Genomic DNA, 17801 nt, shown 5'->3' on the forward strand with positions numbered 1-17801 from the left:
TCGCGCGATCCGTTCAGGTCGATGAAGGCGCGGGTCAGCAGGCTGCGCTTGGTGTGCAGGTAATAGCCGCCGAGAATCCAGCGGAACGGCCCCTTGCCGTTGGAGACGAGGCGCAATTCCTGGCTGGTCAGCTTGACGCGCAGGTCCTGCCCCTGGCCGGCCTGGATGCCAAAGCCGAGGAAACCACCCGGATTGTCCACCGGATTGCCGAAATCGAGATCGCCGCGATAGCTCTCCTTGATGTCGGTATAGGCGGTGATGCTGGTCAGCGTGGCGGCGCCGAGATCGAGATCGATCTTGGCCGAGGTATCGAACAGGTGGCCGAACGTCAGGCCTTCGATGTTCGAGCTGGGCAGCCGGAAATCATTGGCCAGCCCGGAAGGGACGCGGCTGTCATAGATCGCGCCGGCGCGGAAATCGCGGTAGGAGGCGCGCAGGTCGATCTTCAGGTTGTCGCTGAGCGAGGCCTTGAACTTGCCGCGCAGTTCCCAGTCGTGGTCGATGAAATCGACGTTCTTGTTGCTGTAGGTGTTGCGGATGCGCCCGTTGTCGGTCTTGTACGATCCGGCGACGCGCAGGCCCGCGTCATCGCCGACCGGGGTGGAGAGCGAGCCGGTCACGTCGATGGCGTCGCCCCGGCCATAGCTGGCGTCGAGCGCGCCTTCCATGTGGTCGGACGGGTCCTTGGTGATGATGTTCATCGCCCCGCCGATGGCGTTGCGTCCGTAAAGGCCGCCTTGCGGTCCCTTCAGCACTTCGATCCGCTGGATGTCGAACAGGTTCATCCGCAGTTGCTTCTGGCTGTTCTGGGGAACGCCGTCGACGATCACCGCCACCGGCGAATCCGCATTGTTGATCTGCGTGACGCCGCGCACCACCACGAACGAATTGAGATAGGTGAAGCTTTCGTCGAACGAGACGTTGGGCACCAGATTGACGAATTCGCGCGTGGATTTGATGCCGGCGTCGGTGATCTTCTGCTCGGAGAACGCGGCCACCTGGATCGGCACGTTCTGGAGGTTCTCCTGGCGCCGTTGCGCGGTCACCACGATATCGCCAAAGCCCTGGTTCTGCGGCGCTTCCTGCGCCATTGCGTGCGTTCCGGCGGTCAGTCCGGCCATTGCGATGGCCAGCCGGCCAGCGCCCCTCATGTTGTTCGTTCCCATCGTCTTTCCCCTTTTATGCCCCGTGTCGAGCGATGCCTATCTCCGGGTATCCCCTCAGTTCCTTGTCGCGTGGATTGCCGTAGGTGCGCTTGCTGTGCGCCGGCCCGGCGCGGACCCGGCCGTCCGCGATGCAGACCGTGGCGCGAGCGGCGATTGGGTGATGACCAGATCGTCGCGCATCAGCGGTGCCACATCGTCCAGCGTGCGGATGCCTCCGGTGATGACGGGGGTGATGAGGTGGACCCTCATCACGCACACTCCCCGATCAGGTCGCGGACGGGCACGTAGTCCTCGTCCAGCCCGAAGCATCGCGGGCCGACCACGTCCAGCGCGTGCGGAGTGGTGAGGATCGGCGGCGCGCTGCACGCCACCACGGCGACGCGCTGGCCATAGGCGAGGCGTTCGGTGGGAATGGCATGCGCGGTTTCGGCATCGACGATGGTGACGAGATCGGGGACGATGCCACGCAGTTCGCCGTTGACGTGGACCACGAGGTTCTCGTTCTGGAATCGGACTTCAGCCACACCAGTCGCCGCATCCGCCCCGCCCATGGCGGAGATCGTGCAACTGCCGAACACCCAGCCGCGCGTGGTATCGCGTTCGAGGCTGGTGATCTTGCCCCGGAACACCACCGCCGCGTCCGAATAATAGGCGTGGGCGCGCAGGGCATCGATCAGGCGATCGAGCGGCGGGCGGGGATCGCCGCCGCGCGCGATCGCTTCGCCGATCCCGATCGCGCCGCTCAGTGTCAGCGGCACGGCGGCGCGGCGCGCCTGCGCCCCGGTCATCGGATAGCACGACATGCACACGCTGGCGCCCATCACGGCGGCGACGGGGCGTGCTAGTTCCTCGGCTTTCAGACCTGTGACCGTCTGGTAGAGTACGCTGTTGCCGTGCTCGTCCGCGATCGTCATCGGTGCGCAGGCCACGCCCTCGATGTTGAAGCTGGTCATCTGGAGCGCGGGGAAGGCGCGGCCCATGCCGTCGGCATCGACGATCGGCAGCCCGCGCATCGCCGCGTAGGCGACCGGCATCATCGAATTGCAGCCGCCGATCTCGGCGGAAATGATCGCGGTGGCGGTGCGGCCCAGGAAGCGTTCCAGCACTTCGACGGCGCGGTGCTGGTCCTCGATCGAGAACAGCTTCTCGATCATGACCGTCGGCGCGCCCATCGCGGCGGCAACGAACACGTTGTCCTCGTCCTTGAGATCCTCCGGCCGAACGATCGGGACGGGGCCGTATTGCGCGATCGCCTCGCGGCACAGGAGCGAGCCGAGATAGGGATCCCCGCCGCCGCCGGTGCCCAGGAAGGCCGATCCGATCGCCAGATGTTCGATATTGTCGAGCGTGATTTCGCGAACCATCACCGTACCTCCGCAAGCGCCAGATCGCCGACCGCGCGGCAGACAACGCGGGTTGCCCCGCCCGGCAGGTATTGCAGCGGGACCGCCTCGATGTTGACGATCTCCACCGTGTCGGTGCTGGCGCCGGCGGCGATGGCCTGTTCGGTCGCCTGCGCGCGGGCATCGGCGAGCGCCGCTTCGCGGCTCGCGGCGTCGGGCGCGTTGTAGATGCGGTCGATCTCGCCGCTGACCTGGCCGATGGCTGCGCCGATCGCGTTGGCGACGCCGGCGTGTTCGGGGCGCATCATGTCGGAAACGCCCTGCGGCGTGGCCGAAACCAGCACCGATCCGCCGCCGACAAGGATCATCGGGATATCGCCGGGCGCGGTCTTCATCCGGTCGATCGCGTCGTCGATCAACCGGTCGATTGCGCCGCGCGCCTCCGCCACCAGCGCCGGAGCCAGGTGGGCCACCCGCGCGGGATCGCCGAACGCCGCCTGGCCGCTCGCCACCGCGATGTCGCTGGCGGTGAGCGTTGCGCCGCCGAAGATCAGCCCCTCGCTGCGCAGGCGGAAACCTACCGAATCCGGCCCGACGGTGACGCCGTCCGGCGTCTCGCGGACAAGGCTGCCGCCGCCGAGGCCGATCGAGAGAATATCGGGCATGCGGAAGTTGGTGCGCACGCCGCCGACGTCGACATGGACGGTCGACTGGCGCGGGAAACGCGCGACCAGCACGCCCACGTCCGACGTGGTGCCGCCGATGTCGACCACGATCGCATCGCTCGCGCCGGTCAGCCACGCCGCGCCGCGCAGGCTGTTGGTGGGACCGGCGGCGAAGGTCAGCACCGGATAGCGCTGCATGTGGTCGGCGCTCATCAGCGTGCCGTCGTTCTGGCTGATGTAGAACGGCGCGGCGATGCCGAGTTCGGCCAGCGCGCGCCGGAACGCCGACGTGATGGTGGCGGCGAGCGGGCGCAGGCTGGCGTTCATGATCGCGGCGTTCTCGCGCTCCAGCAGGCCCACGCGGCCGACTTCGGACGAGAGCGAGACTTCCACCCCCGGGGCGTGCTGCGCGATCAGTTCGGCGGCGCGCGTCTCGTGCGCCGGGTTCAGCTGGCTGAAGATGCAGGAGACGGCGATCTGGCCGATGCCCGCCGCGCGCGCTTGCTCGACAGCGGCGAGGATGGCGGTTTCATCCAGCGGGGAGATTTCGCGCCCGTCAAATTCGAAGCCGCCGCGCACCATCGCCGAGCCGCCGCGCACCACCGCCTTGAGATCGTCGGGCCAGGCGGTGAACGGAGGAATGCCGCGCCCGGCCGGGAAGCCGATGCGGATGGCGAACACCGGCACCAGTTCGCGGCGCTGGATGAAGGCGTTGGTGAAATGGGTCGTGCCGATCATGACGGCGTCGATCGCGTCCGGCGTGATCGCGCATTCGGAAATCAGCGCGGTGATCGCTTCGGCAATGCCCGAACTGACGTCCTTGCTGGTCGGGCGTTTCACTGCCCCCAGCACGTTCTTGCCTGATAAAAGAACGGCATCGGTATTCGTGCCGCCCACATCCACGCCAATCCGCATTGAAGCCCTCCGCTGGTAGAGGACAGCTTTCCTGCGCCGTGGCCGGTGCGCAACGCGCCCGGCTGGGAGGGGAAGGGTTCTACATGGTAGTCATGAGATAGTGCGCCAGATTGCAGCGCTACTCGGATTAGTAGTCAGGCGGATGCGAACCGCCTGCCAGCGGCAATCGCCGAGACCCGGTCGTGGACGCCCAGCTTCTTGTAGATGCTTTTGAGGTGATAGCGCACGCCGTGTTCAGAAATCGCTAGCTGGCGGGCGATCCGCTTGTCCGAACCGCCGTTTTCCAGCAGCCGCAGCACTTCGCGCTCGCGCTCGGACAGGGCGCTTGCGCCGGCGCCGCCCCGGTCGCGCAGCCGGTTGCCAAGCGTTTCCGCAAACGCGAGTCCGACCTCGTCGAGGCGGGCCTCCTCGCGCAAGCGCGCCAGCGGAGTGGCGAGGAGAGGGCCTGCCATGTCGCGGAATATCTGCCTGGTCCCGGTGCGCGCGCCGATCGCGATGGCCGCGCCCAGCAGATCGCGCGCGCGGTCGTCCCGCCCATCGATGCAGGCGGCGCTGAAGCGGGCGAGCAGGAAGCGCAGCCGCGATCGTTCCAGCCCGCGCGCGGCCGCGCGCTCCAGCGCGGTTTCGAGAAGCGCGTCGGCCTGGTCCCGCGCACCATCGGCGCGCAGTTCATAGAAGCGGGCCAGCGTATACACCTCGTGCTCCTGCCAGCTGGCCGTCGGCCCGGGCTCCGGCGCGATCCAGCCCGGGGGAACGGGACTTTCGTTGCCCTGCATCGCTTCCTCGCCGACTATGCACAGGCCAATCCCCGTCACCAGATCGGCCACGCGCGGCAGGCCTTGCGCGCGCAGCTTGCCGACTTCGTCCTCGATGGCGCGCAGGGTGGTCCCGAGGCCATGGTCGATGCGGTTGAGCCGCACCATCGTTTCATAGGCCAGGAAGTAGATGTCGAACCAGGCTTCGGCATCGGGCATCCTGTGCGCGGACTTGCGGACCGAATTGCGCGCGCTCGTCAATTGGCCGGCTTCGTACTCGATCGATCCGGTGAGCGCGGCGATCACGGTTTCCACGCCCACATCATGCGCGAAGCCCTGCTGCCAGTGACGGCGCGCCTCCGACATGCAGGTACGCGCCTGCTTGAGCCTTGCTTCGGCCAGGTGGATCGCGGCTTCGTGCATGAACAGAAACATGACGTTGTAATGCGAAGCGGCGAGTTTGGCCTGTGCGCGCGCGTCGATCAGGCTGGCCCGCGCCACATCGAACCGGGCGCGCTGCGAATTGAGGATGCACGAAAGCGTCGAGAGGAAACTGCGCAGGGCGGCGTCTTCGGCCTGCTCGGCAGTCAGGCCGCGTAGCAGCTCGAGGTCGTTCGTCCGTTCCAGCGAGCAGCCATAGACCAGCAGCGTCACGCGCACGATTTCCAGATCGCGCGCCAGCGGATCGGGGGGGCTGATCCCGGCCTGCGCCAGTTCCGCCGCCAGCGTTTCGTACAGGTGCTGCGCCACGCGGATGCGGCCGCCCTTTAGGTGGACGATGCAGTCCATCATCCGCAGCACGAGCGAGGCAGCCACGTCATCCACGCTGGATTTCTCGACGAGTTCGCGCAGAACGGGAAAGCCGTGGACGATCCAGATGCGCAGCGCGCCATGCGCATCGGCATATTCGCGGATACGGCCGGAATTGCCCGCCATCCGGGCCAGCGTGGCAGCTTCGGCAAGCTGGCCCGTGCCGGAATAGTGGTCGGCCATGGCCAGCAGAAGGCTCTCGCGGTCCTCCCCCGCGCCTGCGGTCTGTGGTCCGTCGCGCAGCAGGACGCGCAAGGCGGGATGAAGGTGGATGCGCTGGCCCTGCCGGTCGACCAGCCCTTTCAGGCGATAGGCGAGGTCGGCGACGACCGTGTCTTCCCGCCGCTGGCTGTCGATCGCCCGCAAGGTCGCCAGATCGGGCGCGTCCAGCCAGCTTGCGTGCGTCAGCGCGGCGCATTCGGCCGGTGTGAGAGACGCCAGCACTTCCTGCGCGATGAACGTGCCGAGTCCGCTTTCGCGCACGATGTCGAGATCGCTCCAGCTTGCCGACACCTCGCGGGCGGAGGCGGCCCAGCGGGTCAGCACGTCCAGCGCCACCGGCCAGTCGCCGGCCAGGGTCTGGATGCGGGCGCGGATCGCCGGGCGCAGCGAGCCTTTCAGTGTGCTGGCGATATCCTGCGGGCGCAGGCGCAAGGCATCGGCGTCCAGCACGTCGATCGGCGTCCGCAGGGCCATGCGTGCCAGCGGCAGATCGCCGGGCTGGTGGATCGTGAAGATCACCCGGCGGCCGGCGCTTTCAAGGTCGATCCGGTCCAGCACTTGCGCCAGCAACCTGCCGTCGGCCGCGCCGGCTTCCTCGATCACGGTGACCGGCGCCGTTCCGGCCAGCAACCCTTCGGCCGCCGCCTGCGGATCGCGGCCATGTTCCCACAGGCCGAACACCGCGATCCCGTCGGTGCCCGCGCCGTGCAGGCGCCGCGCCGCCGCCTGCGCCAGCCGGCCCTTGTAGAAGCCCGGAGGGGCGCACAGCGCCACGACCGGCCCGCCGGCAACGATACGCTCCACCAGTTTGCCGAAATGTCCGTCCGTCGGGGAAAGCTGCATATGCGGGGTATACCACCAGGCTGTGATGCCATGGTGGTACTACCTGGTAGGAAATCGGCCAAGCGCTGTTCAAACGTCCGCCGTCCCGGCAAACAGGCTTGCGGTATGGCCGCCGATCCAGACCTGGCCTTCGCCATCGGCCTCGACCGTGATCCGGCCATTCCGGCCCAGGCACGCGCCTTGCGTAACGTGGTAGGGCGCCTTGACCTGCCCTTCGCCGATCAGCCATTGCGCGACCGAAGCGTTGAGGCTGCCGCATACCGGGTCTTCGATCAGGCCGCCGAACGGATCGCTGAAGAACGCGCGGATCTCGTAAGCGGCGGGATGACCCTCGGGATAGGACCCGACCACGCCGAGGTCGATCGTCGCCCCGTGCCAGCGCACCGGATCGAGCGCCAGCACCGCTTCCGCCGAGGCAAGCCGCACGGCAACCCAGCCCGGGCCGTTGTCCACCCAGCGCGACGCGACGATCGCGTCGCGCGGAATGCGCAGCACGGCGGCGATCTCGTCGAGCTTGTCCTCCTCGACCGCGCCGGACCGGATCGTCGGTGGGGCGGCGAAGGCCAGCGCGGACCCGGCGCGGCGCACGCGCACCAGCCCCGCGCCGCATTGCTGCACGACCTCGTTGGCGGCGCGCGGCGTTCCTCCCGCCGCCAGCCAGGCGTGGCAGGTGCCGAGCGTGGGATGCCCAGCGAATGGCAGTTCGCGCGCCGGGGTGAAGATGCGCACGCGATAGTCCGCGCCCGTGTCGGTCGGCGGCAGCAGGAAGGTCGTTTCCGAGAAGTTCAGCCAGCGCGTGATGCGCAGCATCGTGTCAGGATCCAGTTCCTCGGGCGTGGTGACGACCGCCAGCGGATTGCCGCTGAACGCGCCGGTACCGAACACGTCGACGATCTGGAAGGAATAGCGGGTCATGCATCAAGCCTTTCGCAGCGAGAAATGACGGGCGCCGGCCACGCAGCCGATCACCAGAACGAGTACCAGAACCATGTCCATGCCGACCGGTTCGTGCAGCAGCAGCGCGGCCAGGCCAAGCGCCAGCAGCGGCTGGACGAGCTGGAGTTGCCCCACGGCCGCGATCCCGCCCAGCGCAAGGCCGCGATACCAGAACATGAAGCCGATCAACATGCTGCCAAGCGAGACATAGCCAAGGCCGAGCCAGGCCGGCGCACCGACCGCGCTCCATACCGGGGCCGTGGCCAGCGCCAGCGCGCCGAGCGAGACCGGCAGCGTCAGCGCGAGCGCCCAGCAGATCACTTGCCAGCCGCCCAGCCGGCGCGAGAGCACGGCACCTTCGGCATAGCCCAGCCCGCAGACGATTACCGCCGCGATCATCAGCGCAACCCCGGTGGGGTCGGCGCGCAGCGAAGGCGACCAGGCGTAGCTCCCCACGCAGAGGGCGCCGAGCGCGGCGAACAGCCAGAACCGCCGGTCCGGCCGTTCGCGCGCCCGCAGCACCGCGAACGTCGCGGTCGACAGCGGCAGCAGGCCGGTGAAGATGATCGATGCGGACGCGTTCATGTGGCGCAGCGCCACGGCGGTAAGCAGTGGAAAGCCCACGACCACGCCCAGCGCTACGACAACGAGCGGCACGAGATCGCGCCGTTCCGGGCGGGGCTGGCGCAGGACGATCAGCAGCGCCAGCGCGATCAGCCCGGCGATGGCGGCGCGGGCGAGCGTCAGGAACAGCGGATCGAGATCGATCACCGCCGCGCGTGTCGCCGGCAGCGATCCGCTGAAGATCACCACGCCGATCAGGCCGCTGAACCATCCTTCGAGCGATTTTTCCATAAGTCCTCCGGCAACCTCCTTGCCTCGGAAGCGGCGATGGGCGACAGGGACAATCCAGTAAGGTTGAAACAAACTGTACTGATTCAATCGGCAATAAGGTTTCGGATCATGGCCTCATCGCAAGGCACGCTCGTCGAACAGGTCATGGGGCAGGTGCGCCGCCAGATCGCCTCGCGCGCGTTGCCGCCCGGGGCGAAGCTGCCTTCGATCCGCAGCGCGGCGGAAGCGGCGGGCGTGTCCAAGTCGACCGTCGTCGAAGCCTATGACCGGCTGGCGAGCGAAGGCACGGTTTCGGCGCGGCGCGGATCGGGGTTCTATGTCGCGCGGCAGGGCGAGCCGTTGTCGCTGGCCGACATCGCGCCCCGATTGGACCGGGCGATCGATCCGCTGTGGGTCTCGCGCCAGTCGCTCGAAAGCCCCGGTGATCTGCCCAAGCCCGGCTGCGGCTGGCTGCCGCCCGCATGGCTGCCGGAGGAGGAGGTGCGCCGTGCGCTGCGCGCGATGGCGCGCGATGGCGGCGGCGCCCTGGCCGATTACGGCACGCCGCTGGGTCTTCCCGCGCTGCGCCAGATCCTCGCCCGGCGCCTGGGCGAACGCGGGGTGCATTGCGGCCCCGGCCAGATCATGCTGACCGAAAGCGGCACGCAGGCGATCGATCTTCTCTGCCGGCTGCTGATCGCGCCCGGCGATGTCGTGCTGGTGGACGATCCCTGCTACTTCAATTTCCTCGCGCTGCTGCGCGCGCACCGCGTCACCGTGGTCAGCGTGCCGATGACGGCGGAAGGGCCGGACCTTGCCGCGTTCGAACACGCGCTCGTCACGCACCGTCCGCGGCTCTACATCACCAATTCGGGCGTCCACAATCCCACCGGGGCCACGCTTTCGCTGACCACCGCGCACCGGTTGCTGCGGCTGGCGGACGCCCACGACCTGACCATCATCGAGGACGACATCTTCGCCGATTTCGACGAGGAACCCGCTCCGCGCCTGGCCGCGCTCGACGGGCTGGAGCGGGTGATCCAGATCGGCAGCTTTTCCAAGACGCTGTCGGCGGCGGTGCGCTGCGGCTACGTCGCGATCCGCGCCGACTGGATGGACCGGCTGGTGGACCTGTCGATCGCCACGGCCTTCGGGGCCGGGCGGCTGTCGAGCGAACTGGTGTTGCGCGTGATCCAGGACGGCAGTTACCGCCGCCATGTGCAGACGCTGCGCGCCCGGCTACGCAAGGCCCGGCGCGCCACGATCGAACGGCTGGGCGCGCTGAACATCGTGCCCTGGATCGAACCGCGCGCGGGCATGTTCCTGTGGTGCCAATTGCCCGGCGGGATGGACGCCGCCGAATGCGCGCGCGCCGCGCTGGCGCAGGGGGTGGTTCTGGCCCCCGGCGACGTTTTCAGCCTGACGCGCACCGCGCCCGATTTCATGCGCTTCAACGTGGCGCAATGCGTGGCGCCCTGCGCGGCCGGCCTGCTGGAGCAGGTCTTCGCGCCCCGCTGAGCCGCCTACAGCCGCGAAGCCGTGTCGCCGTGGCCGGGGACGAACCGGCGTGCGGAGAAGCTGTGCGGCACGTCCGCGCTGCCACCATAAAGCTCGTGGTGCGGCGCGGCCTCGGCAAAGGCGCAGGCCAGTTCGAACAGGTTGTTCTGCGCTTCGTCCATTTCTTCGAGCGGAACCTGTTCGAGCAGATCAAGCGCGGCGCGCAGGCGTGGCATGAACGCCGCGTAGAACGCCGCGAAATCCTGCGCCGAAGCGCTCCAGCGGATTGCGCTGCGCGCATTTTCCGTGGCGCGTGCCCAGTGTGCCGCAAGCTCGGTCAGGTCTTCGAAGCCGGCGGGCAGGGTGATGGTATCGGTCATCGGAATGATCCTTTCCGTTCAGGCGGCGAGATAGCGGTCCAGTGTGCGCGCCGCGTGCCGGATCAGGAACTCCTGATCCATGAGCTGCATGGTATCGACCGCGCCCGAACGGATGCCGGTGAACGTGTCTTCCATCGTCGCCGTGTCTTCCAGCCAGGCGTTGCGATGCAGCGCGTTCACATGCAGTTGCGCCACCCGTTCGGCCGCGTTGCGCGCCGGGCGGAAGTAGTTGATGCCTTCCCACAGCGTCCGCCCGTGGTCGAGCGGCCAGAACTGGTGGGTGAAGAAGGCCATGCCCGGATAGCCGCAGCCGGCGGCGAGATGGATCAGCAGGTTGGGAAAGACGTTCGGCAGTTCGAACTGGAAATCCGCGCGCCGCGTCGGGTTGATCCCGGGCGGAACCTGCTCGGGATGCGGGGCATGGGCCGCGCTACCGTGGAGCACGCGCGCGCATTCGGCGGTGGAAGCGGCGGCTTCCATGCCAAGGCCGTAGATCGTGGACGAGGCGTGCGGGCCGATCAGCTTGAAATCGGAATGTTCGATCCCGCGAAAGCCCGGCAGCGATCCGGCGTGGATCGTGGGGACGTGATAGCCTTCGGAAAAGGCATAGAGTGCGACTTTCCAGTTGCATTCGAGCACGGTGGAATAGCGATAGGCCGTCGTCGCTTCGGCATAGGGATAACCGCCGAACAGCGTGCCGAAATCGCCGAGATATTCCGCCAGCGTCTGTTCGGGCGGATCGGCCATGTTGATGAACACGAAGCCTTCCCAGGTATCGCAGGCGATCTCGCGCAGGCCGAGGCAGGCCTTGTCGAGCGTACCGAAATGGTCCTCCAGCGGCACCGAGCGCAGCGGGCCGTCGGTGCCGAAGACCCAGCCGTGGAACCGGCAGGTGACGACGCCGGCGCGCGCGCGGCCGAAGGTTTCGGCGTCCGAGGTCGGCACCACCTTGTTGCCGCGATGGGTGCAGACGTTGTGGAACGCGCGGACCACGCCGTCCTTGCCGCGCACGATCAGCACCGAGGCGTCGACGACCGGCAGGTCCTTGACCTTGTAGTCACCGATGGCGGGCAGCTCCGACGTGGTCGCCACCTTCAGCCAGGTGCGGCGGAATATCTTCTCCCGCTCCAGTTCGTAGATCGCCGGATCGCGGATGGCGTCCACCGATACGGGGTCGGTGCCGAGTTCGGCGCGGATCGCGGCCACGCTGCGGCCGAGGTGGGCGAACGTCTCCGCGCCCGGCTTCAGCGTGGTGCTGGCGGGGTCAGTCATCGTCGAGGTGTCCTCTCTGTGGTCGGTTTCAGGCGTCGGCGAGTGCCCCGGGCTTTGGCGACCAGCCCGCGGGATAGTGGGAAATGAGATCGGCGATCAGTTCGAGATAGCTGAAGCGCCATTGGCCCCGATCGGACCGCGCGGTGGCGAGATAACGCCCGCCGATCCAGTAGGCGCGTCCGCTGGCCGCGGTGGCGACCTCCCAGAGATAGAATTCCACGTCGGCCACCGTGCGGTCGGCGGCCAGTTCCACCTTGGGAGAGACGAGGTAGTGCAGCGTCCAGCGGAAACCCGCATCGGCATTGCCGGCCACGCCATCGGCAATGGCATCGCGGCCCTGCAGATCGCCGTAGCGGTCGATGCGGAAGGTGGCATCTACGGTGAACAGTGGGCGCAGCGCATCGGCGGACGGGCCGCTATCGAACGCCCGGCCCAGAGCGCCGATCAGGTCGTCGATAGCGCGCCGCGCTTCGAGGCGGGCGATCCGGTCCTCCAGCGACGATGGTTCTGTCATTATGCCGGGCCTTTGATGAACGAGCCGGGGTGGCGGAAGCGGACGGGATTGCGCCGGGCCGCTTCCGCCACGGGGTCAGAACGACGTGCGCGCGCTGAGGTACCATTCGCGCGGACGGCCGTAGACGCCCTCGATGATACCGCCGAACGAGTCCGCATAGCCGGAGCCGAGGTAGAGCGCCTTGGTCAGGTTCTTGACGCCCAGCGTCACGCCCCAGCGCTTGTCCTCGTCACTGAAGCCGATCGAGGCGTTGACGAGGTGATAGCCCGGCTGGACCAGCTCCGGCGTGTTGACCGCATCGTTGTAGACCGTCGAGCGATAGGACCAGTCGATGCGCGGCGTGAAGGTGCCGATGCCCGCGGCCTCGATCGCATAGGATGCGCCGGCGCTCAGCGTCCACTTGGGCGCGTTCTGCAGCCTGGTCGCGGTCGTCACGCCCGCGCTCAGCGCGCGCAGGTCCACCTGACGGTACTTGGCGTCGAGATAGCCGATGCCCGCCTCGATCGACAGCGCCGGCACCGGGCGCGCCAGCATTTCCAGCTCGAAGCCCTTGATGCGGGCCTTGGCGGCGTTCTGGATGATCGGCGCGAAGCCCAGCGTGGGGTCGTTCACGGTGATCTGCAGGTTGTTGTAGTCGTTGAGGAAGACCGCGCCGTTCAGGCGCAGGCGCCGGCCGGCGAGATCGCTCTTGAAGCCCAGTTCGTAAGTCCTGCTGGTTTCCGGCTTGAACGAGGGGATGAAGGCGAACGGCGGGAACACGCGCTGGGTAAAGCCGCCACCCTTGAACCCTTCGGAGTAGGAGGCATAAGTCAGCAGCTCCGGGCTCCAGCGGTAGGAAAGGCTGACCATCGGCGTCCATGCCTTGTCCTTGATCGTCGCGCGCTGGCCGAGCGGCCCCATCAGCGGATCGCCGTTCTTGAGCCCGGACCCGTCGGGGTTGTAGGGCGCGCCGGTCAGGAAGCCGGCTTCGACGACGTACTGGTTGGCGTTGCCGAACGTCTTCTTGTCCTGCGTCCAGCGCACGCCGGCGGTCAGGTTCAGATCGTGCACGATCTCGTAGGTGCCCTGGCCGAAGAAGGCGAGGCTTTCCCCGTCAAGCACCGCGCCGCTCAGGAACACGGCATCGACGATGTTGACGAGGTCCCTGTGGTTGCCGTGCTCGCTCGCATAGTAGCCGCCCAGCACCCAGTTGAACTTGCCATTCAGCATCTTGCCCTGAAGCTGAAGTTCCTGCGAGAACTGGTCCTGCTTCCAGTCGCTGTTGGTTTCGACGATCGTGGCCGGGCTGTGATCGGAATCGCGTGTCCAGAAGCCCGTCACCTTGCGGTAGGCGGTGATCGACTTCACCGCGATTTCGGGCGAGATTTTCCACTCTACCGTGCCCGATGCACCCCAGATGTTCACGTCAGAGCCGGATTGGTACTTTCTGGGGTTTCCATTGGTGAAAACGCTGGAAATCGACGTGAAGGTGCCGCCGTGACGGTAGGGGCCGACCGCCCACTGGCTGTTGAAGCAGCGCTGGTCGCTGAGCCGGGCGGGGTTGGAAAGATTGGTGCAGATCGCCGCCGCGCCGGAATAGAGCGCGTTCCACACTTGCGCGGCGGGTGCGTTCTCGTTGATCTTGAGCGCGACGTTGGGCGCCGAGTTCTCGCGAGTCCGCGATCCGTCGACGGCGAGATCGATGGTCACGTTGCTGGACGGTTCGAGGCGAAGCGCGAAGCGGCCGGCAAGGTTGTCGGTGTCGCCCAGGTCCGGTGCGCCGGGAACGATGCCTTTCACATAGCCGTCGCGGCGGTGGTAGAAGCCGGCGAAGCTCGAATAGACTCCCTGCGCCAGGGGAACGTCGATGCTGCCCTTGATCTGGAAGCGGTTGAAGCTGCCGGTTGTGGCTTCGATATTGCCGTTCAGCGTTTCGGACGGCTTCTTGGTCACCACGCTGACCGCGCCACCGATGGTGTTGCGGCCGAACAGGGTGCCCTGCGGGCCGCGCAGCACTTCGACGCGCTCGATATTGAGCACATCGAGCACGTTGCCCACGCCGCGCGAGATATAGACGCCGTCCAGATAGAGACCGACGCCGGGATCGGCGGAAAGCTGGTAGTCGTTCTGGCCGATGCCGCGGATAAAAATGGCGGCCGTGGCGTTGCTGGCCGAAACCGGGACGGAGCTGTTGAACTTCACGTTGGGCGTGAAATCGCCGATCTGCGTGACGTTCTCGATGCCGCGCGCGGCAATGCCTTCGCCGGTCATTGCCGAGATCGAGATCGGCGTATCCTGCAGCGATTCCGCGCGCCGGCGCGCCGTTACGGTGATCGTTTCGACGCCGGTGTTCGCTTCCTCGGCCGCGCCGGCCGACGTTTCGGCGGATGCGGACTGGGCGTGGGCGGCGACGGCGGGCAGGGCGAGGCCCAGCAGCGATGCGCCTACAAGCAGCCGGAAGGTTCGCGTGGTGTGATGGACCGTCAGGCCGGCAGGACTAGCCGGCGTGTTGTGCTGTGTCATGATTGAATTCCTCCCGATGTGATTTCCCCGATCCGGCCTTCGCGCTCTGTTGGATAGATCTGCGCGATATTGCCGGAAGCTCCGCCTGCCCACGGGACGCCGGCAAGCGTCTTCGTGACCCTATTATGCAACATCATCGGGGCGCAGGCGCGCTAGCCTCAGGGCGCTGGAAGAAACACCTCAGCGCGATCGAATGGTGGCGGGGAATGAAGGAATTGCGGGTTTCGCCGTGATCGATGGGGCGTGGTTTGATGCGGTAGCTGGCTATTCGGCACGGCACGGGGATAGCCCGCAAGCGGCGGAGCCCCCCATCATGGCGGCACAGACCACGGTCCGGCCATGCCCGGACAGAACGAGGGAGCGCCATGTCGAAGACCGTCGAAATCAAGCGCAGCGGAGCCACTGCCAAGGACGATCCGAACTGCTTCAACCGCCTTCACTGGGCGCTGGAGCCCGTCGCCCGCGCCAATCCGGGGGACTATGTCGTCTATGAGACGCGTGACGCGTTCGACAGCCAGTTCGATTTCGACACCACGCCTGAACAGGTCGCCGCCTGCGATCTCAACCGTGTCCATCCGATGACCGGCCCGGTCCATATCGAGGGCGCGGAACGGGGCGATGCGCTGGCGGTCACGATCGTCGACATCGCGCCGTCGGACTATGGCTATACCGCGATTGTGCCGGGCTTCGGCTATCTGCGCGATGTCATCTCCGGCCCGTTCATCGCGAACTGGAAGCTGGATAGGCTCTGCGCCATTTCCGAGCAGATCCCCGGCGTGCGCATTCCGATGTGCGCCTTCCCCGGTTCGATCGGTGTGCTGCCCGGCAAGCCCGAAGTCGCCGCCGCGCTGGAGCGTGAAGGCGCCCTGGCGGCAGCGGGCGGCTTCGTGCTGATGCCCGATCCGGGCCGCGCCGTGCCGGAAAGGCTGTTCGGCGAAGGCGCGCCCTATGCCGCCGAAGGCCTGCGCACCGTGGCCCCGCGCGAGAACGGCGGCAACATGGACATCAAGGCGATGCAGGTCGGCACCACGATCCTGTTCCCGGTTCTCGTCGATGGGGCGGGCCTGTGGACCGGCGACATCCACTTCGCGCAGGGCGATGGCGAGGTCTGCGGCACGGCCGTGGAAATGGCCGCGCGCGTGACGCTGAAATGCGAAGTCATCAAGGGTGGCGGCAAGGACATCGTGTTCCCCCACGTCACCGGCGGCAGCCAGCTTCGCAACACCGAACCCGGCCGGTTCCACGCCATCGTCGGGATGCCGGTCAAGAAGGCAGGCGAAGTGCCGCCGCACCTTGCCTATCTTGACAGCCCGAAGGTTGCCGCGCTGACCAACCTGTCCGAAGACCTCTCGCTCGCCGCGCGCGACGCGCTGCTGCGGATGATCGACTGGATCGCGACCAACAAGGGATACACCCGCGAACAGGCCTATGCGATCTGCGCCGCCGCCGTGGACCTGCGCATCGGCCAGCTTGTCGACGTTCCCAACGTTATCGTTTCGGCGGTCCTGCCGCTCGATATCTTCGTCGAGTGAGGCGGGACACGCGCATCCATTGGAGAGAATGGCCATGAACATCCAACATCGCTGGCTGGAAAAGTACCCCGAACTCGGCTCCGGTCCGATCCCGACCGAGCCTTACATCTCCCCCGCCTGGTACGAGCAGGAGAAGGAAAAGATTTTCAGCAAGGTCTGGCTCTGCGTCGGCCGCGCCAGCGAAATTCCCAAGGCCGGGGACTACAAGGTCAAGCGGATCGAGGCTGCCGGTACGTCGGCGATCATCATCCGGGGCAAGGACGGCGTGGTTCGCGCGTTTCACAACATGTGCGCGCATCGCGGCAATACGGTGGTGACCGAGATCGGCGAGGAAACCTACGGCAAGAGCAAGGCCGCCGTCGTTACCTGCCGTTTTCACGGCTGGGTCTATGGCGCGGACGGCGCGCTCAAGAGCGTGCCGAGCGAGGAACGGTTCTATTCGTGCTTCGACAAGGCGCACAACGGCCTCACCGAAATCGCGTTGGGGGTGTGGGAGGGGTTCCTCTTCATCAACGTCGCCCCGCAGCCTGAACAGACGCTGGAAGAATACCTGGGCGACTATGCCGAGCACTTCCGCGGCTATCCGTTCGACGAGATGGACTTCGGCTTCACCTATCGCACCGAGCTGGCGTGCAACTGGAAGGTGGCGCACGATGCCTTTGCCGAAGCCTATCACGTCGATACGATCCACGCCGGCTCGTTCCCGAACGTGTTTTCCACCGGCCTGCAGAACGTGAAGCTGATGGGGCCGCACCGGACTTGCGCGGTGTGCCTGACGCTGGACGCCAAGCCGACGCCGGTTTCCGCTGTGGCCAACGCGATATCCGGTGCGAGCCTTGTCTCGCGCCGCGGCGAATCGATGCTGCCGAAGACGATCAATCCCGATCATCGCGGCGATTTCGCCTTCGAGCTGAGCGTCATTTTCCCAAACACGCTGCTGCATGTGTCGGAAGGGATCTGGTTTACCCACCAGTTCTGGCCGACTGCGCACAACCGCACCGTGTGGGAAGGTCGCTATTACGTGCGTGCGCCCAGGACCAACGCGGAACGCTGGGCGATCGAGCATGCGATGACGCTCCAGCGCAACGCCTGGCTCGAAGACACCGCCACCATGGAAGATACCCAGCGGGCGATGGAATCGCGGGCGAAGACGCAGCAGCACCTGCAGGACGATGAAATCCTCATCCGCCACAGCGCCGCTGTCGTCGACCAGTACGTCAACGCCTGAACAGGACGCAGATCATGACCCAGCTTTCGCTGCCCGCGGATTTCGCGGACCTTTCGCCCTGGCTCGAATGGGCATTGCCGACGGCCGACGAACGCCAGACGCGCCGCCGCACTGCGACGCCGCAGGCGCTCAAGGCGTTCTACGATGCGACGTTGCCGCGTCTTGAAGCGATCCTTGCCGAAGTGGACAAGTATCCGCTCGGCGGGCTGCCCGAAGCGCTGCAGCCGCTCTACAACATCGCGCTGTCGCTGGCCGAAGTCGCGCCGCACCTGGAACTTTACGGCGGCGCGGTCGGCGTGCCCTATGCCTTCGAGGAAACGCGCTTCGTGGCGGTGCATGGCGCGCAGCCGACCTGGCAGGGCCTGCAGCCGATGGCACATCCCTGAC

At 66.9% G+C, this 17801-nt stretch carries 15 protein-coding genes; 4 read left to right on the forward strand and 11 right to left on the reverse strand.

The window, feature by feature from the left end; all coding sequences use genetic code 11:
* From B3547_RS18270 to B3547_RS18300, 7 genes are all read right to left on the reverse strand, one after another.
* On the reverse strand, positions 1-1151 hold a 1151-nt coding region (locus B3547_RS18270; protein ID WP_292965526.1), incomplete at its 3' end, for a TonB-dependent receptor.
* 69 nt (positions 1152-1220) lie between these two features.
* Complete coding sequence (locus B3547_RS18275; protein WP_292965529.1) at positions 1221-1415, reverse strand: hypothetical protein; 195 nt, start codon at positions 1413-1415, stop codon at positions 1221-1223.
* Complete coding sequence (locus B3547_RS18280) at positions 1415-2530, reverse strand: DUF917 domain-containing protein (protein ID WP_292965532.1); 1116 nt, start codon at positions 2528-2530, stop codon at positions 1415-1417. The genes B3547_RS18275 and B3547_RS18280 overlap by 1 nt, the downstream gene beginning before the upstream one ends.
* Entirely contained in the window at positions 2530-4089 is a 1560-nt protein-coding gene (locus B3547_RS18285) for a hydantoinase/oxoprolinase family protein (protein WP_292965535.1), read from the reverse strand. Before B3547_RS18285 ends, B3547_RS18280 begins: the two co-directional genes overlap by 1 nt.
* A 134-nt stretch (positions 4090-4223) precedes the next feature.
* Entirely contained in the window at positions 4224-6680 is a 2457-nt protein-coding gene (locus tag B3547_RS18290) for a helix-turn-helix transcriptional regulator (RefSeq protein WP_292965538.1), read from the reverse strand.
* Between the two features lie 108 nt (positions 6681-6788).
* Entirely contained in the window at positions 6789-7634 is an 846-nt protein-coding gene (locus B3547_RS18295; RefSeq protein ID WP_292965540.1) for a PhzF family phenazine biosynthesis protein, read from the reverse strand.
* Positions 7635-7637: 3 nt separating this feature from the next.
* Positions 7638-8510 carry a DMT family transporter gene (locus B3547_RS18300; RefSeq protein WP_292965542.1) on the reverse strand — a complete coding sequence of 291 codons (873 nt, stop codon included), beginning with the start codon at positions 8508-8510 and terminating at the stop codon, positions 7638-7640.
* Positions 8511-8618: 108 nt separating this feature from the next.
* Between B3547_RS18300 and B3547_RS18305 the strand changes: the two genes are divergently transcribed.
* Positions 8619-10007, forward strand: coding sequence for a PLP-dependent aminotransferase family protein (locus tag B3547_RS18305; protein WP_292965544.1), 1389 nt, complete (start codon positions 8619-8621; stop codon positions 10005-10007).
* 5 nt (positions 10008-10012) lie between these two features.
* Here the strand turns inward: B3547_RS18305 and B3547_RS18310 are convergent, their stop codons facing one another.
* The 4 genes from B3547_RS18310 to B3547_RS18325 all read right to left on the reverse strand — a co-directional run bounded on the left by B3547_RS18310 (position 10013) and on the right by B3547_RS18325 (position 14654).
* Positions 10013-10366, reverse strand: coding sequence for a hypothetical protein (locus B3547_RS18310; RefSeq protein WP_292965546.1), 354 nt, complete (start codon positions 10364-10366; stop codon positions 10013-10015).
* Positions 10367-10384: 18 nt separating this feature from the next.
* Positions 10385-11638: an aromatic ring-hydroxylating oxygenase subunit alpha gene (locus tag B3547_RS18315; RefSeq protein ID WP_125953309.1), complete on the reverse strand. Its 1254-nt coding sequence runs from the start codon at positions 11636-11638 to the stop codon at positions 10385-10387.
* Between the two features lie 28 nt (positions 11639-11666).
* Positions 11667-12152, reverse strand: coding sequence for a nuclear transport factor 2 family protein (locus tag B3547_RS18320; protein WP_292965548.1), 486 nt, complete (start codon positions 12150-12152; stop codon positions 11667-11669).
* Between the two features lie 75 nt (positions 12153-12227).
* Positions 12228-14654: a TonB-dependent receptor gene (locus tag B3547_RS18325; RefSeq protein WP_292965551.1), complete on the reverse strand. Its 2427-nt coding sequence runs from the start codon at positions 14652-14654 to the stop codon at positions 12228-12230.
* 365 nt (positions 14655-15019) lie between these two features.
* On the opposite strand from B3547_RS18325, the gene B3547_RS18330 reads away from it, so the two are divergent.
* The 3 genes from B3547_RS18330 to B3547_RS18340 are packed head-to-tail and all read left to right on the forward strand — an operon-like array spanning position 15020 to position 17800.
* A complete protein-coding gene (locus B3547_RS18330; RefSeq protein ID WP_292965554.1) occupies positions 15020-16186 on the forward strand; it encodes an acetamidase/formamidase family protein in 1167 nt (388 codons plus the stop codon).
* A gap of 34 nt (positions 16187-16220) precedes the next feature.
* The gene (locus B3547_RS18335; protein ID WP_124808536.1) at positions 16221-17414 is read left to right on the forward strand and encodes an aromatic ring-hydroxylating oxygenase subunit alpha; all 1194 of its coding nucleotides are present in this window, start codon (positions 16221-16223) and stop codon (positions 17412-17414) included.
* Positions 17415-17428: 14 nt separating this feature from the next.
* Positions 17429-17800 carry a hypothetical protein gene (locus tag B3547_RS18340; protein ID WP_125953313.1) on the forward strand — a complete coding sequence of 124 codons (372 nt, stop codon included), beginning with the start codon at positions 17429-17431 and terminating at the stop codon, positions 17798-17800.
* Position 17801: the final 1 nt, after the last annotated feature.

The sequence above is a fragment of the Novosphingobium sp. UBA1939 genome (genome assembly GCF_002336885.1).
In the GTDB taxonomy this organism is placed as follows: domain Bacteria; phylum Pseudomonadota; class Alphaproteobacteria; order Sphingomonadales; family Sphingomonadaceae; genus Novosphingobium.

Excerpts from the sequence above, each read along its gene's own strand:
- B3547_RS18275 (WP_292965529.1), bottom strand. The coding sequence starts at position 1,415 with ATGAGGGTCCACCTCATCACCCCCGTCATCACCGGAGGCATCCGCACG.
- B3547_RS18280 (WP_292965532.1), bottom strand. The coding sequence starts at position 2,530 with ATGGTTCGCGAAATCACGCTCGACAATATCGAACATCTGGCGATCGGA.
- B3547_RS18285 (WP_292965535.1), bottom strand. The coding sequence starts at position 4,089 with ATGCGGATTGGCGTGGATGTGGGCGGCACGAATACCGATGCCGTTCTT.
- B3547_RS18295 (WP_292965540.1), bottom strand. The coding sequence starts at position 7,634 with ATGACCCGCTATTCCTTCCAGATCGTCGACGTGTTCGGTACCGGCGCG.
- B3547_RS18300 (WP_292965542.1), bottom strand. The coding sequence starts at position 8,510 with ATGGAAAAATCGCTCGAAGGATGGTTCAGCGGCCTGATCGGCGTGGTG.
- B3547_RS18305 (WP_292965544.1), top strand. The coding sequence starts at position 8,619 with ATGGCCTCATCGCAAGGCACGCTCGTCGAACAGGTCATGGGGCAGGTG.
- B3547_RS18310 (WP_292965546.1), bottom strand. The coding sequence starts at position 10,366 with ATGACCGATACCATCACCCTGCCCGCCGGCTTCGAAGACCTGACCGAG.
- B3547_RS18315 (WP_125953309.1), bottom strand. The coding sequence starts at position 11,638 with ATGACTGACCCCGCCAGCACCACGCTGAAGCCGGGCGCGGAGACGTTC.
- B3547_RS18320 (WP_292965548.1), bottom strand. The coding sequence starts at position 12,152 with ATGACAGAACCATCGTCGCTGGAGGACCGGATCGCCCGCCTCGAAGCG.
- B3547_RS18325 (WP_292965551.1), bottom strand. The coding sequence starts at position 14,654 with ATGACACAGCACAACACGCCGGCTAGTCCTGCCGGCCTGACGGTCCAT.
- B3547_RS18330 (WP_292965554.1), top strand. The coding sequence starts at position 15,020 with ATGTCGAAGACCGTCGAAATCAAGCGCAGCGGAGCCACTGCCAAGGAC.
- B3547_RS18335 (WP_124808536.1), top strand. The coding sequence starts at position 16,221 with ATGAACATCCAACATCGCTGGCTGGAAAAGTACCCCGAACTCGGCTCC.
- B3547_RS18340 (WP_125953313.1), top strand. The coding sequence starts at position 17,429 with ATGACCCAGCTTTCGCTGCCCGCGGATTTCGCGGACCTTTCGCCCTGG.